The sequence below is a fragment of the Pseudophaeobacter sp. TrK17 genome, assembly GCF_042192375.1.
In the GTDB taxonomy this organism is placed as follows: domain Bacteria; phylum Pseudomonadota; class Alphaproteobacteria; order Rhodobacterales; family Rhodobacteraceae; genus Pseudophaeobacter.
This window is the reverse complement of record NZ_CP071700.1, coordinates 1,798,504-1,813,706: the sequence shown is the minus strand read 5'-3', so window position 1 is coordinate 1,813,706 and position 15,203 is coordinate 1,798,504. Positions and strand designations below refer to the sequence as shown.

At 59.1% G+C, this 15,203-nt stretch carries 13 protein-coding genes; 4 read left to right on the top strand and 9 right to left on the bottom strand.

The features are described 5' to 3' along the window. Nucleotides 1–38: 38 nt before the first annotated feature. The 4 genes from hflX to trkA all read right to left on the bottom strand — a co-directional run bounded on the left by hflX (nt 39) and on the right by trkA (nt 4,596). Nucleotides 39–1,310: a GTPase HflX gene (hflX, locus tag JZI28_RS08495; protein ID WP_375699840.1), complete on the bottom strand. Its 1,272-nt coding sequence runs from the start codon at nt 1,308–1,310 to the stop codon at nt 39–41. After that, complete coding sequence (hfq, locus tag JZI28_RS08490; protein ID WP_008204623.1) at nt 1,310–1,549, bottom strand: RNA chaperone Hfq; 240 nt, start codon at nt 1,547–1,549, stop codon at nt 1,310–1,312. Before hfq ends, hflX begins: the two co-directional genes overlap by 1 nt. Before the next feature lie 133 nt (nt 1,550–1,682). Continuing rightward, entirely contained in the window at nt 1,683–3,218 is a 1,536-nt protein-coding gene (locus JZI28_RS08485; protein ID WP_353400629.1) for a potassium transporter TrkG, read from the bottom strand. 1 nt (nt 3,219) lies between these two features. After that, nucleotides 3,220–4,596 (bottom strand): Trk system potassium transporter TrkA, encoded by a 1,377-nt coding sequence (gene trkA, locus JZI28_RS08480; RefSeq protein WP_349376589.1) that lies wholly within the window; start codon nt 4,594–4,596, stop codon nt 3,220–3,222. Nucleotides 4,597–4,698: 102 nt separating this feature from the next. Between trkA and JZI28_RS08475 the strand changes: the two genes are divergently transcribed. Next, nucleotides 4,699–5,181, top strand: coding sequence for a hypothetical protein (locus tag JZI28_RS08475; protein WP_375699839.1), 483 nt, complete (start codon nt 4,699–4,701; stop codon nt 5,179–5,181). Between the two features lie 239 nt (nt 5,182–5,420). Here JZI28_RS08475 and JZI28_RS08470 read toward each other — a convergent pair whose 3' ends face one another. From JZI28_RS08470 to dusB, 5 genes are all read right to left on the bottom strand, one after another. Continuing rightward, nucleotides 5,421–6,830 (bottom strand): sigma-54 dependent transcriptional regulator, encoded by a 1,410-nt coding sequence (locus tag JZI28_RS08470; protein WP_348156986.1) that lies wholly within the window; start codon nt 6,828–6,830, stop codon nt 5,421–5,423. After that, nucleotides 6,827–9,067 carry an ATP-binding protein gene (locus JZI28_RS08465; RefSeq protein WP_375699838.1) on the bottom strand — a complete coding sequence of 747 codons (2,241 nt, stop codon included), beginning with the start codon at nt 9,065–9,067 and terminating at the stop codon, nt 6,827–6,829. Before JZI28_RS08465 ends, JZI28_RS08470 begins: the two co-directional genes overlap by 4 nt. Nucleotides 9,068–9,208: 141 nt before the next feature. Continuing rightward, the gene (locus JZI28_RS08460) at nt 9,209–10,576 is read right to left on the bottom strand and encodes a response regulator (RefSeq protein ID WP_353400636.1); all 1,368 of its coding nucleotides are present in this window, start codon (nt 10,574–10,576) and stop codon (nt 9,209–9,211) included. A gap of 3 nt (nt 10,577–10,579) precedes the next feature. Beyond that, entirely contained in the window at nt 10,580–11,659 is a 1,080-nt protein-coding gene (locus JZI28_RS08455; protein ID WP_297340136.1) for a nitrogen regulation protein NR(II), read from the bottom strand. Further along, nucleotides 11,656–12,642 (bottom strand): tRNA dihydrouridine synthase DusB, encoded by a 987-nt coding sequence (gene dusB, locus JZI28_RS08450; RefSeq protein ID WP_297340135.1) that lies wholly within the window; start codon nt 12,640–12,642, stop codon nt 11,656–11,658. The genes JZI28_RS08455 and dusB overlap by 4 nt, the downstream gene beginning before the upstream one ends. Before the next feature lie 235 nt (nt 12,643–12,877). Here dusB and JZI28_RS08445 point away from each other — a divergent pair, with 235 nt between their 5' ends. Genes JZI28_RS08445 through JZI28_RS08435 form a run of 3 tightly spaced genes read left to right on the top strand, consistent with a single transcriptional unit; the run spans nt 12,878 to nt 15,104 of the window. Beyond that, nucleotides 12,878–14,065 (top strand): bifunctional 2-C-methyl-D-erythritol 4-phosphate cytidylyltransferase/2-C-methyl-D-erythritol 2,4-cyclodiphosphate synthase, encoded by a 1,188-nt coding sequence (locus JZI28_RS08445; protein WP_375699837.1) that lies wholly within the window; start codon nt 12,878–12,880, stop codon nt 14,063–14,065. Beyond that, nucleotides 14,062–14,559: a phosphatidylglycerophosphatase A gene (locus JZI28_RS08440; RefSeq protein ID WP_375699836.1), complete on the top strand. Its 498-nt coding sequence runs from the start codon at nt 14,062–14,064 to the stop codon at nt 14,557–14,559. Before JZI28_RS08445 ends, JZI28_RS08440 begins: the two co-directional genes overlap by 4 nt. After that, the gene (locus JZI28_RS08435) at nt 14,556–15,104 is read left to right on the top strand and encodes a CinA family protein (RefSeq protein WP_375699835.1); all 549 of its coding nucleotides are present in this window, start codon (nt 14,556–14,558) and stop codon (nt 15,102–15,104) included. Before JZI28_RS08440 ends, JZI28_RS08435 begins: the two co-directional genes overlap by 4 nt. Nucleotides 15,105–15,203 lie beyond the last annotated feature (99 nt).

The window sequence follows — 15,203 nt, the reverse complement described above, 5'->3', positions numbered from 1 at the left end:
CCCCGCGCTCTGCCTGTCTCTGCCATTTCGCGCAGCTTTTACAGCGCGTTGAACTGGGCTTTTTGCTTATCCGTCCAGCGCACAGTCAGGGCAAAGCCCTCCTCGCTCTGTTCCTCGCTGATCACCACATCCTGCTGAAACAGCCAGGCTCGCTGTTTGCCCTGCGCAAAGGAGAGCGTGAACTCTTCAATGTGACGCACGCCTTCCAGCTTGAGAGCGACATCCTCCAGCAGGGCCTCGATGCCTTCGCCTGTGAGAGCGGAAATCGCATGGATGCCCTCTTCGCGGGCAGCGCGCTGGCGGCGCGCTTCGGCGACGTCATCGGGCAATTGGTCCAGCTTGTTCCAGACTTCGATCTGGGCGCGGTTTTCATCAACCCCAAGCGTCGCCAGAATAGCGGCAACATCGTTGGCCTGATTTTGGCTGTCTTCATGGCTGATATCGCGCACATGCAGGATCACATCCGCCGCCAGCACTTCCTCCAGCGTCGCCCGGAATGCCGCCACCAATTCGGTGGGCAGGTCGGAGATAAAGCCAACGGTATCCGAGAGAATGATCTCGGGGCCATCCGGCATCTCAACCCGGCGCATGGTGGGGTCCAGGGTGGCAAAGAGCATGTCCTTGGCCATGACCTCAGCCCCGGTCAAACGGTTGAACAAAGTGGATTTACCAGCATTGGTATAGCCCACCAGGGCCACGATCGGGAACGGGATCTTGGCCCTGGCTGCGCGATGCAGACTGCGGGTTTTGACCACCTTGGCCAATTGACGGCGCAGGTTGACCAGCTGGTCATCAATTGCGCGCCTATCCGCCTCGATCTGGGTTTCGCCCGGTCCGCCGACAAATCCCAAACCACCACGCTGACGTTCCAGGTGGGTCCAGGCCCGCACCAGACGGGTGCGCTGATAGCTCAGCGCCGCCATTTCCACCTGCAACACGCCTTCACGGGTCCGCGCACGATCCGAGAAGATTTCGAGAATCAGACCGGTGCGATCAAGGATTTTGACCTTCCAGGCCTTTTCCAGATTGCGTTGCTGCACTGGCGACACCGGACCATCAATCAGGACCAGATCAACCTCGTTGCTGTGCAACAGCGCTTGTAGCTCTTCGATTTTTCCCGAGCCAAACAACATCCCCGCGTGGGCCTTTGGCAGGCGCACGACGGTGGCGCCAACCACGTCAAGATCAGGCAGCGCCTCGGCCAAGGCAACACCTTCCGCCAAAGCGGGTTCAGCAGGGCGACGCCCCTGATCAGATTTAATATCCGGATGTAACACCCAGGCGCGGGTGCGGATCCTATCGTGCTCCATCAAGAGGCGTCTTCACCCTCGTACAGGCTGATCGGCTGTGCCGGCATGATGGTAGAGATCGCATGTTTATAGACCAGTTGGGACTGGCCATCGCGACGCAGCAGCACACAGAAATTGTCAAACCAGGTAATTACCCCCTGCAGTTTGACCCCGTTAATCAGGAAAATCGTCACTGGAACCTTGGTTTTGCGAACGTGATTGAGGAATGCGTCCTGCAAATTCTGTCTGTCCGAAGCCATAATAATATCTCTCGCCTTTGTTCTTGCGGCACGCTGCGGACCAGCGCCCCATATTATGTACGACTATGGACGCAGATTTTAACAGTTTCCAGCCGAAAAACACTCAATATACCGAGAGCCGGGTCCTGATTGCCTAGCTGCGCCAGAAATTTGGAGACAAAAGCGCGATAATCGCCAAGGTCTCCAGCCGCCCCAGCACCATGGCAAAGCACAGGATAAACTTGGCTGCGGGGGCCAGGCTGGTCAGCACAATTGGCTCATTGCCGGCAATTTCGGTCAGCGGCCCAGTTGTTGACAGAGTTGCGATGGCCAGGATCAGGGAGTGTTCAAAATCGCTGCCGACGGCCGACAGCGCAATCGAGACCAGCGCCAAAGACAGGGCAAAGAGCATGAAAAAAATCCATGCCACAAAGGCCCCATTTCTTTGGATCCGCTTGTTGCCACTGCCCTCGCCGCTGACCGAGGAGGGATGAACCAGGCGCTCCATCTCGCGCATACCATTGAGGTAAAGCGCATAGACCCGCAGCAGTTTCACCCCGCCGGCTGTGGTCGCCACGCCGCCGCCAATCACCGACAGCCCCAGCAGGATCATGCCCGGCGTTTGCAGCCCGGACCATTCCCGCGAGGTTTGCCAATCGGCACTTTCAAAGCCCGTGGTCGACAAAAAGGACATCACGGTAAAAAGCCCGCCCCAGAAAGATCTGAGCGCCTGAACCGGTTCCCCATGTGCGCCGACCTCAAAGGTATTGAACCAATGCCACAGGATCAGCAAAAGCGGCATGCCGACGACAATCAACAGCCCGGTTCTGAATTCGGGGTCCTTGTCCAACCGTCCAGACCCAACCGTGACAGTGTCATCCGAAAAGGTCAGTCGGGAGAGGGCAAAGAACATAAACAGGAACATAACCATTTCGCCGCCAATGCCACTGGCGCCATTTTCGACGCCGCCAACAGCAGAAATACCGGAAGTGGCCAGCACAGACATCGCATGGCTCAACCCAACCAGCGGGGTCTCGCCGGTAACCATCAACAAGATCCACAACACGATCGTAAGTCCGGCATAGACCGGGCCCAGCGTACGGGCAATTTCGATCAGGCGCCTTTTGGGATCAGCGTCCTGGATCTGCGAGGGCGTCGCGCTGCCTCCACCAGGCTCGCCGCGGGCTGTGACCTCAAAACCGCCCAGCGACAGGGGCGCCAGAACGGCGGAGGCAGAGATCCACATCAACAAGCCCCCCAGCCAGGCCACCATGGCCCGCCACAGGTGCACGCTCGGGGGCAGCCTGCCCGGATCTGCATAGATATCAGCCCCAGTGGTGGTCACCGCGCTAACCATGTCAAAATATGCGTTCAGAAAACTGGTGTTGCGCAGGGATTCCTGGACAGGAATCGCAAGAAACAGAGGCAGGATGACAAAGGTCGCCAGCAGCGACAGCAGCTGTCCCGGCATCCCATAGCGCGGCACCCGATTGCCCAAAGACAGTCCCGCCAAGGCGACAAAGAACAGCCCCAGGATTCCTGTGTAGAAAAAAGCACGAGAGGTCGCATGGTCATTCAGCGCCAGCGCATGGGCTGCGGGGATCCACATGGCGGCAGAGGCGATGCTCCAGATCAACAGAAACAGCGGCAATCTCAAAAACCGGTTGGGTGTCTTGTTGCGGCGCCCCATCCTAGAAGTAGTCGATGGAGACCTGCATCAGACGCTCCACTTCGGGCACATCATCCGCCATGGCAAAGAGAGCGATCACATCGCCGGTTTCGATCTTAAGCCCGCCAGTCGGGCGCAGCACCTCGCCGCCTTTGCGCACGGCGCCCACCAAAACACCCTCGGGAAAATCAATTTCGCGAATGGCCTTGCCGGCCATGGGTGAGGTGCTCATCACCTCTGCCTCGATGACTTCGGCCTCCGCATCCCCAATGCTATAGACCTGACGCACCCGGCCGTAGCGAATGTGGCGCAGGATCGAGCTCACCGTGGTGGCGCGCGGATTGATGAAAGCATCAATGCCCAGTGGTGTGAGCAGCGGTAACAGCGTGGGGTCGTTGATCAGCGCAATCACAAAAGGACAGCCCTCGGCTTTGGCCCGCACTGCGGCCAGCATATTGGTCTTGTCATCGTCGGTGACGGCCAGCATGGCATCCGCACGGTCAATGCCCGCCTCGATCATCAACGAGCGGTCCAAACCATCGCCGTTCAGCACGATCGTCCGCTCCAGTGCCTCGGCGGCATGTTCGGCACATTTGCGGTTTTTCTCAATCATTTTGGCGCGAATGCGGCTGGTGCCACTTTCCAGTGCCTTGGCCACCTCCAGGCCAACATTGCCGCCGCCAACAATCACCACCCGATCCTGGCGTTTCTCAACCTTGCCAAAGACTTCGATGGTACGGTCAACATCTTCTGCATGGGAAAACACATAGCAGCTATCGCCAACAAACAGCTGATCCCCCGGCTCCGGCGCAAACAGCGTGCCGTCGCGGCGCACACCGACAACGATGGCCCGCAGGGTCGAGAACAGATCGGAGAGCTGGCGCAGCGGCGTATTCACCACCGGGCAGTCTTCGTCGATCTGGATGCCCAGCAGCTGGGCGCCGCCCTCCATAAAAATCTCGGTATCAAAGGCCGCCGGCGCCTGAAGCCGCTGCATCGCCGCAGCTGCCACTTCCCGTTCCGGGCTGATCACCACATCAATCGGCAGATGTTCGCGGCGATACAGATCCGAATAGATCGCGGTCAGATAGCTGCGCGCCCGCAGTCGCGCAATTTTGCGCTGGATGGAGAACACCGAATGGGCCACCTGGCAGGTGACCATATTGACCTCATCGGAATGGGTGGCCGCAATAATCATGTCAGCGTCCCGGGCCCCTGCCCGGTCCAACACATCCGGGTAAGAGGCAAAGCCAGCCACGCCCTGCACATCCAGCGTATCTGTGGCCCGGCGCACCAGCTCCGGGTTATTGTCGACAACGGTGACATCGTTTTGTTCCGCAGAGAGGTGGCGGGCAATCTGCCAGCCAACCTGACCTGCGCCACAGATAATAACTTTCATGCCACTGTCCCTTGGGCGCCATTTCGCCAGTTTTGAATGCCAGAAGCCATCGGGGGGGTCAAATCAATTGTAACTTCTGCTCAGATACGGCAGTTTTACTCCATGTCCAATATTCGTCTAGCCAGTGCATTTTCTGTTGTCTTGCTTGGAGTTGCCGCCTGCGGCCCGCTGCCGGTGTATTATAACGCAGGCAGCGATCAGACCCGAACCAACAGCGATACGCTGACTTGCAACGTCACGGCTCTGAAAGATGCACCTGTGGCCAATCAGATCCGCCAACGCCCACCAGTCTATTATCCGGGGCAGCAGTATTGCAACGCAAACGGCTGTTGGACTGGCCCCGGCTACTGGGTCGATGGCGGCACTTATACTGTGGATGTGAACCAAGGCCTGCGCAGCCAGCTCGTACAACGCTGCATGGTTCAAAAAGGCTATCAGCGCCTGGAATTGCCACGCTGCACAAAAGAACAAATCACCCAGCTGCAATCAGTGCCAAGCGGCAGTCATCCCACCGCAGGCCTGTCGACAGAGGCCTGCGCGGTACAGCAAAGCAACGGCACCACAGTTATTTTGCCGCCACTTTAAGCCCCAACGCCAGATCGCGAAGCTCACTTAACCTAAGAACGACGACTACGCCCGGTGGGACTAGGGCGCTTTTCGGGGGGGGCAAAGGGCAGAACCGTTGCCCAATTTGTTTCGGCCTCATCCGTCGTCTTGACCTGACCCCTTTCGATCAGGCCAGTCCAGATCAGGCCAGTCCAGGTCAAGGCAGGTCGGCACAGAAGCACCCGGGCACCAGCCGCCAACAGCAAGGGGGCTGAGGCCTAGACCATGTCCTCTTCTTTTTCCACATGGGCGATGCGCGCGCCGGTCTTGTTGGAGGTGACAACCCCCAGGGATTTCAGCTTGCGGTGCAAAGCAGACCGTTCCATCCCGACAAAGGAGGCGGTGCGGCTGATATTACCGCCAAAGCGGTTGATCTGGGTCAGCAGGTATTCCCGTTCAAAGGCCTCGCGGGCTTCGCGCAGTGGCAGGGTTGCCAGGGCGCCGGACAAAACCACCCGCCCCTCTTCCACCACTTTTTCCTCTTCGCGCGGCAGATCCTTTGCCTCAATTGGTCCGGTGCCATCGCCAAGGATCAGCACCCGCTCCACCATGTTTTTCAACTGGCGCACGTTGCCGGGCCAGGTCATGGTCTGCATCAGCGCCACCGCTTCATCCGCCAGGGCGCGCAGCGGCAACCCCTGGCTTTCATTGAATTGAGCGATAAAATACTCCGCCAGCTGCGGGATGTCCTCGCGCCGATCCGCCAGGGACGGCACATTGATCGGCACCACGTTCAAGCGGTGATACAGCTCCTGGCGAAACCGGTCCGCATTGATTTCCGCCTCGAGGTCCTTGTTGGTGGAGGAGATGACGCGCAGATCAACCCGCACCTTGTCATTGCCTCCAACCCGTTGGAATTGTTGATCCACCAAAACGCGCAGGATCTTTGACTGGGTGCCCAGCGGCATATCCGCCACCTCATCAAAGAAGATCACGCCGCCATGGGCCTGCTCCAGCAGCCCGGGCTCAACGCCCCGTTCCGAGGTTTCGCGGCCAAACAGCACTTCTTCCATCCGGTCAGGTTCAATCCCGGCACAGCTCACCGTGACAAACGGCGCAGAGGCGCGGGCTGAATTCATGTGAATATAGCGCGCGGCGATCTCTTTGCCACTGCCTGCCGGCCCGCTGAGCATGACCCGGCCATTGGATTTGGTGACCTTGTCCAGCTGGCCAACCAGCGCACGAAAAGACGCCGAAGAGCCGACCATTTCAGACCCGCCGGTTTCCTTGCGCCGCAGATCGGTGTTTTCCCGGCGCAGCTGCGAGGCCTCCATCGCACGGCGGATGACCACCATCAGCTGATCAATATTGAAGGGCTTTTCAATAAAGTCATAGGCGCCCTGTTTGATCGCCGCCACGGCGATTTCGATATTGCCATGGCCTGAAATAATCACCACCGGGACTTCGGGATTGTCGCGTTTCACCGTTTTGAGAATGTCGATGCCATCCATCTGACTGTCCTTGAGCCAGATATCAAGGATGAGCAGCGCGGGCAGCTCTTGGTTGAGCTCCACCATACATTCCTCGGAGTTGCCAGCCTTGCGGGTTGCATATCCTTCATCCTCCAGGATGTCGGAAATCAACTCGCGAATGTCACGTTCATCATCAACAATCAAAATGTCACTCATGTCAGACCTGCTTTCACTGTATTCCGGTTCACCTGCTCCGCGCTGGCAGCTGCGGGCAGACGTATCACTGCCATGGCACCAGCATGCTGGTGCCCTTCAAAAATCGGCGCATCCTCTAGCGAGAGCGCACCGCCATGTTCCTCGATAATCTTTTTCACAATCGGAAGCCCCAGCCCGGTGCCCTCGTTGCGGGTGGTTACATAGGGTTCAAACAACCGCGCACGATCCTCAGGCAGACCAATGCCATTGTCGGCAATGGTGAGTTCATAGCCCCCGGTTGGCGCCACATGAAGCGCGATGTGGATCTGTGGCTTTACCTGGGTATCGGGTTTCTTTTTGCGAAGCGTCTCAATCGCCTCACCAGCGTTCTTGATCAGATTGGTCAGGGCCTGGCCAATCATGGTGGAATCCAGATCCGCCCAAAGCGGCTGATCTGGAAGCTGCGCCGAGATGGAGACATCCGGCTGACCGGTCTGTTGCAGGGTCACGGCATCGCGGACCAGGCTCACCAGATCTTCTTCGCGGCGTTCCGGTTCCGGCATCCGGGCAAATTTGGAAAACTCATTAACGATGCGACGCAAATCATTGGTTTGGCGCACAATCACATCGGTCATGGACTGCAACTTGTCACTGTTCTCCTCGCCCAGCATCGGGGCAAACTTCCGCTTGATCCGCTCAGCGCTGAGCTGAATCGGCGTCAGCGGGTTCTTGATCTCATGGGCGATCCGTCGAGCCACATCGCCCCAGGCCGCCATCCGTTGCGCACTGACCAGATCGGTCACGTCATCAAATGCCAACACATAGCCTTCGAGCTTGCCATCATCGCCGCGCCGCCGTGACATCCGCACCAGCAGGTTTTCCAACTGCCCCTGACGGGTCACTTTGATTTCGCCTTGCTCTGCCTCTCCGCCGCTGGCGACCAGGGTTTGAAAGAGCGGGCCAAATTCCGGAATCGCCACTGACAGCGCCAGGGATTGCTGATCCTCGTGCCAATCCAGCAGCCGCTCAGCAGAGCGGTTCACAAAGGTGATCTTGCCCTCATGATCCAGGCCAACAACCCCAGAGGTAACCGAAGACAGCACCGAGTCAAACAACCGTCGCCGCCGCTCGATCTGATTGGTGTTTTCCAACAGGGTGGCGCGCTGCGCCCGCAGCTCGTGGGTCATTTGGTTGAAATAATGCCCCAGCTGAGAAATCTCATCGCCACCATCTTCTTCGGGAACCCGCACATTCAAGTCGCCACCGCCAACCCGCTGGGCCGCAACCGTCAACCGCCCAACCGGGCGTGACAGCCGTTCAGCAAACCAAATTCCCAGCCACATGGCCGCCAGGATCAGGATCAGCGCAAAGCCGATATACATAAGGCCAAATTCAAACAGAACCCGACCACGTTCTTTCTCAAGCTGCTGATACAGCAGCGCGGTTTCTTTGGTTTCGTCCAGCAGGTTCAACAGCGCACCGTCAACGTCGCGGCTAATGTACAAAAACCGGTCAACAAAGGCATTGAGCCGCACCAGGGCGCGAAACTCATTGTTGTCCCAATCCTGGATAATACTCAGTCCCTCAGAGCTGGCGCTGGCAATATCCTCGCTGCTGGGGCGCTCAAAATCAAACTCATAGGAGCGCTCGCCCCGAGCGCGAATACGCCCAGTGCCATCAATGACATAGGCCTCGCGGAGCCCGCGCTGAATCTGCAATTGTCCCTGGGTTAGAACCTGGCGCAGCTCCGCATCATTGATATAGTAGCTGCGGCTGCGGCTTTGATCGAGAAACCGCGCCAGAGCCTCGCCATCGGCGGTGATATCGCGCCGCTGTTCTTCCTGGTAGGCCTCTGCGGCGGAGAGTGAGCTGCCAATCACCTGGCGCACCCGTTGCGAAAACCACCCCTCCAGCCCGACATTCACCGTCAGCACTGCAAACACCGCAACGATCACGGTCGGCCCCAGCGCCAGGAAACCAAAAGCGCCAATCAGACGCAAATGCAGGCGGGATCCCGCCGACTTGGAGCGCCGCGCCGCAAACAACCGCGCAATCTGGGTCAGAACCAGGACGGCGATCGCCATGACATAGACCATATCCGCCAGCAGAATCAGACGCAGCGGCTTGGACGAGGCACCATGTCCCAGTGGGCCAAAAATCAGAAAGGTCAGCAGCGCCAGAAGCGGGCCAAGCACCACCAATCCGAGGGTACCGATATTTCGGGCCTGACGCGTTTTGCGCCAATGGTCCAAGGCCATAAATGGGCCTTGCCCAATCCGAAATTGTGACTTTTGAGCCACGCGAAACCCTCATTCTGATGTATGACCACACCGGCCAACCGCCATATATCGCGGTAGCTACCAGTATAAAGCAGCAGCTACCACAGCTATGTGGCGATATTACATCAGTTTGCGCCGACGTGTCACCTCAATATCCAAATCAGTGATTTTCTTTCGCAACGTATTGCGGTTGATGCCCAAAAGCTCAGCGCATTTTGCCTGATTTCCCCCAGTGGCGGTGAGCGCAATTTCGATCAATGGCGCCTCTACCTCCCGCAGGATTCGCGCATAGAGCCCGGGAGGCGGCAAGATATCCCCATGCAGATCAAAATAGCGCTGCAGATGGCGGGCAACCGAATCTGCAAGCTTTTCGTTGACGGTTCCACCGATGATCGGCCCTGCCTCAGTTTGCGGACCCAAAGCCGCCGCAACCTCTGACCGAGAGATCTCCTCGCTGCGCGCCGTCAAAGCCAGCCGCCGCACCAGGTTTTCCAGCTGGCGGACGTTGCCGGGCCAGGCGCAATGGCGCATCATCTCGCTGGCTTCTTCACTGAACCGCCGGTGCTGCGCCCCGTCATTTTCCGCCTTGATCAGGAAATGCGCTGACAACAACGCGATGTCCTCGACCCTTTCACGCAGACTGGGCACCCGCAACTCGGTCCCCGAAATCCGATAATACAAATCCTGGCGCAGCTCCCCGGCTTCCATCGCAGCGGCCGGATCTTTTTGGCTGGTCGCCATGATGCGCGGCGCATGACTGCCCGGAGAATCCATCATCCGCACCAGCCGCGCCTGTGCCTCATCCGGCAGGTCAACCAGCTCATCAATCAACAGGGTGCCGCCCTTGACCTCGGCCAACAGCCGCGCTGGCCCTTCCAGCGCCATCAGATCGCTTTCAGAAGCGGTAACAAATGGCAGGGTTCTGCGATCTGAAAAATCATGCACAGCGCGGGCAATCAGCGATTTTCCGGTGCCGCTTTCGCCTGTGATCATCAGCGGCATATCCGTGTTCATCACCCGCGCGATCAGCCGGTACAGGGCCTGCATGACCTCGGTACGCCCAACCAAGGGCAGATCTTCGGGGCGATCCTGTTCAACAGCGACGCTGCTGCTGGGAGATTTTTGCGTTTCCGCCAGCGCTTTGGCGGTGCGTTTCATCAGTTCCGGCAGATCAAAGGGCTTGGGCAGGTAATCATAGGCCTCTGCCTCGGCAGCCTTGATTGCGGTCATGATGGTATTTTGCGCCGAGATCACAATGACCGGCAGACCCGGGCGGTCCTGCGCGATCTTTGGCAGCATTTCCAACCCGTTGCCATCGGGCATGACCACGTCTGAAATCACCACGTCGCCTTTCCCTTCGGCGACCCAACGCATCAGGGTGGTCAGCGAAGAGGTGGCATGCACCCGGCAGCCAGCCCGGGTCAGCGCCTGCGTCAGCACGGTACGAATAGTGCGGTCGTCATCTGCAACAAGAACGGTGCCGTCCATGGGTTAAATCTCCTGCGGTTCTGCGTCTTTTGGTATACGGGACAAGGAAAGCCGGAACACGGTGCGTCCCGGCACCGAGTCAACTGAGATCCAGCCATTGTGTTCAGCGATGATCTTGCTCACCAGGGCGAGCCCCAGTCCGGTGCCGTTCTCACGTCCCGACACAAAGGGATCAAAGACATCCTCGCGGATGGCTTCTGGCAGGCCGGGGCCGTCATCTATGACTTCGATCTGCAAAGGCAGCAGCTTGCCGGTGCCATCGCTGCGGCGCATTCTGAAGGAATGCTCGTAATAGCTGCGAATGCGAATGGTGCCGCCGCTGGGGCCTGCCGCCTCTGAAGCGTTTTTCAGCAGGTTCAGCACCACCTGCAGCAACTGATCCGCGTCGCCCCAGGCCAGGGGCAGCGATGGATCATAGTCTTCGGTAATCGTCATATTGGCGCCAAACCCCAGCAGGGCCGACCGCCGCGCCCGGTCAAGAACATCATGGAGATTGACCGGCTTGAACTGTGGCTCGCTCAGGTTTCCAAACTGTTCCACCTGGTCCAAAAGTTTAACGATACGGCGACTCTCGCTGACAATTAGATCTGTAAGTTCAACATCTTCCCCGGTGAGGTTCATGCTCAGCAACTGCGCTGCACCGGTGATGCCCGCAAGGGGGTTTTTGATTTCATGGGCCAGCATTTCCGCCATGCCGATGGCAGATTGGGCCGCTGATTTTGCAGAATGGTTCTGCGTCATTCGCGCCGCCAGCTCCCGCGGGGAGAGCAGCAACAGCATCTCTCCCGGCCGTCCCTGCACCGGGGCAATCTGCACACCGCATTGCAACGGTGCCCGGCTGCGTGATCCCACATCGATGTCATTGACGAACAACGGCGTTCCCTGGGTCCGGGCACGTTCAAACGAGGCTTCAATGGGGGCATCTATGGCGATCTGATCCCAGACAGGCTGGTTCAGCAACCCCCGGCGTGAGGTGTTCAAAAACCCCTCAGCGGCAGAGTTTGCATCCAGAATGCAGTTATTCCCCCCGATCAAAAAAGCGGGAACCGGTAGTGAGGCCCAAAGTGCGGTGTCCGAAATCATGCTGCTCCCTCTCGTTGAGGCTGGGACAAGGCATCCGGCAACAGGCGCAGGACCTCTGCCGGATCTTTTTCAATCAAGACCGCGCGCCGCAGGGGCGCCGGAGTCTGGGCCAGATCCATGTACCAGCCCAAGTGTTTGCGCGCGACGCGTAGCCCCAGGTCACGGCCATAAAAAGACAACATCGCCTCATAATGCGCTGAAACCATGTGAATAAATTCACTCCCTTCAGGAACCTGCGGCGCCGCGCTGCCCCACAGATCACTGGCAACCTGGGCCAAAAGCCAGGGCTTGCCCTGGATCCCGCGCCCGATCATCACCCCATCAGCACCGGACCGTTGCAAGGCTTCGGTCGCGGTCTGACTATCGACAATATCGCCATTGGCCAGCACAGGCAGGGTCACCGCATCCTTAACCGCGCGGATGGCGGCCCAGTCGGCGCGACCTTTGTAAAACTGGCAACGGGTGCGCCCATGGATGGTGACCATCTGAATCCCGGCCTGTTCGGCGCGGGCGGCAACGGAGGCCGCATTCAGGCAATTGTCATCCCATCCCAGGCGCGTCTTCAGGGTGACGGGAATATCCACCGCCTCTACCACCGCCTCAATCAGAGACAGCGCGTGATCCGGCGTTTTCAGCAAGGCAGAGCCCGAATAGCCGCTGGTCACCTTTTTGGCGGGACAGCCCATGTTGATATCAATCATCCGCGCGCCGCGATCTGCCACCTGGCGGGCAGCTTCTGCCATCCAGCTGGCTTCACGCCCCGCCAGTTGCACCGAGGTATTCTCCACATCGGCGCTCAGTTCAGCGCGCTCGCGCACACCGGGCTTGGACTGTACCATTTCCTGGCTGGCAACCATCTCGCTGACCATCAACCCGACACCAAAAGAACGCACCAGATCGCGGAACGGGCGATCGGTGATTCCAGCCATAGGGGCCAGCGCAATAGGGGGAGTCAAAGAGGTGGTTCCGAGGGTGAAGGACAATTGCCTAATCCTTGTGCGAGTGAGTGTTTTGTAGCCGAAGCCCTCGGTATTGGACAATGAATCCGCCCCCTGCAAGGGCACAACTCCCACCACATGCCTAAATTTTAAGCAGTTCACCACAGGTGATTGCCTCTGGAACTGGCAGAACCTAAACATCCAACAGCACAGATCGCGGGCCGACCAACGTCCAAAGGCACCGGATTTGGCTAAAGCGGAGCAGAAGAAAGAGGGTTTGATGACCACTGCAGCCTTGATCGTCGCAGCAGGACGCGGCACACGGGCCGGTAGCGGCCTGCCTAAACAATGGCGCGCCCTCAAAGGTAAACGGGTCATCGACTGGACCCTGCAAGCCTTTCGCGACGCCGGGATCAGCCCCATCGCCCTGGTGCTCTCTCCCGAGGACCGCGGCGCCTGGGACAGTTTTGCCACTGACAGCGACCTTGTTTTGACAGCGGGTGGCCCGGAGCGGTCCGTCTCGGTGCAAAACGGGCTGATTGCGCTGCGCGATCTCAATCGCTCGCAGGCAGGATCGGCGCATAATCTGCCAATCTCCAAAGTCTTGATCCATGATGCTGCCCGCCCCTGCATCAGCCAGGCGCTGATCGCCTCAATCATCGAAGCCCTGGACCACGGCGCCGCCGCTGCACCCGCTGTTGCGGTTACAGATGCGCTGTGGACTGGCGCCGGGGGGCAGGTTACCGGAACACAGGACCGCAGCGGGCTGTTTGCGGCGCAGACACCGCAAGGATTCCAGCTGGACGCGATCCTTGCAGCCCATGCAAGCCATCCCGGCGGTGCCGCCGACGATGTCGAGGTGGCCCGCGCCGCCGGGCTGGAGGTTGCAATCATCGCCGGGGAGCCGGACAATATAAAAATCACCCGGCCCGAGGATTTTGCCCGCGCCGCCAGAATATTGGAAACGGAAAACAAAATGGATATCAGCCTCGATGTCAGACTGGGCAATGGCTACGATGTACATCGCTTTGGCCCCGGTGACAGCGTCATCCTCTGCGGTGTTGAGATCCCGCACGATCGCAGCCTGCAGGGCCATTCGGATGCGGATGTGGGCATGCATGCGGTGACGGATGCGATCTATGGCGCTTTGGCACAGGGCGACATCGGCCAGCATTTCCCGCCCTCGGATCCCCAATGGAAAGGCGCCGCAAGCGAGATCTTTCTACGTCATGCCGCCGATCTGGCGCGCGATATGGGGTTTCAGATCTCCAATGTGGATTGCACCCTGGTCTGTGAATACCCAAAGATCGGCCCCCATGCGCCCCAGATGCGCAGTGTAATGGCCGAAATCTTGGGGATTGATCCTAACCGCGTGTCGATCAAGGCCACCACCTCCGAGCGCCTGGGCTTTACCGGACGCAGCGAAGGCATTGCCTCTCTTGCCACAGCCGCACTGGTGAAACCATGACCCTGGCCTCTGTAATCGCAACCGTTGGCGGCATTGGCTACCTGCGCCCCGCCCCTGGCACCTGGGGGTCACTAGCAGCCCTGCCCCTGGCCTATGGCCTGCACCAGTTGGGCGGCTTTCCTCTTCTGGCTGCTGCCACCCTCATTTGTACCGTGATTGGCATCTGGGCCACGGCTGAGATGACAAAAGGGCAAAGCAACCACGACCCCTCTGAAATTGTGATTGACGAGGTTGCGGGGCAATGGCTGGCGATCTGGGCGATTTCCTACCCAGCCTGGGCCCATGATATCTCGATCACCGCACTTTGGCCCGGTTGGGTCACTGCCTTTGTTCTGTTCCGCCTGTTCGACATCCGGAAACCCGGCCCCGTGGGCTGGGCAGATCGCAAAGAAGGCCCTGTTGGGGTGATGATGGATGACATCATTGCCGGCTTCCTGGCCGCCCTTGGGGTGATCGCCCTTGCCGGGTTCAGCCATGGGGTGTTGGGATTATGAGAAAATCCCCTGCCCCAACCCCAGATACGGCAGCCGCAGCCACCCATCCCGATGTTGCCGGGCTGATCGTTCTGGCCGCACGACTGGGCCTCACCGTGGCAACCGCCGAAAGCTGCACCGGCGGCATGGTGGCGTCGGCACTGACGGATGTGCCGGGCTCCTCTGCCGTGCTGGATCGCGGCTTTGTCACCTATTCCAACCGCGCCAAGCAAGAGATGCTGGGGGTGAGTGAGGAGACCCTGGCGGCCTTTGGCGCCGTCAGCGAAGACGTGGCGCAGGAGATGTGCGAGGGCGCGCTGCGCCGTGCTGGCGTGGATCTGGCGGTCTCGATCACCGGCATTGCCGGTCCCGGCGGCTCCGAACACAAGCCCGAGGGGCGTGTTTGCTTTGGCCTCGCCAGGACTGGCCAGCCCGCCATGGTGGAGACCATCGATTTTGGCGCCCTGGGGCGCGAAACTGTGCGGGCAAAAAGCTGCGCCCATGCGCTGTTGCTGCTTGAAAAGGCGGCTTTGCAAGTTGAGCACGATTTAGGCAAGCCCCCATAGTTTTTGCCCCTTTTTTAGTCACTTTCAAAAAAGCCCGTGTTTTTGGCGCTTTTGACCAAGGTGATGCTTTTTTCCCCACTCCAGATCGGGTCTGTGAGC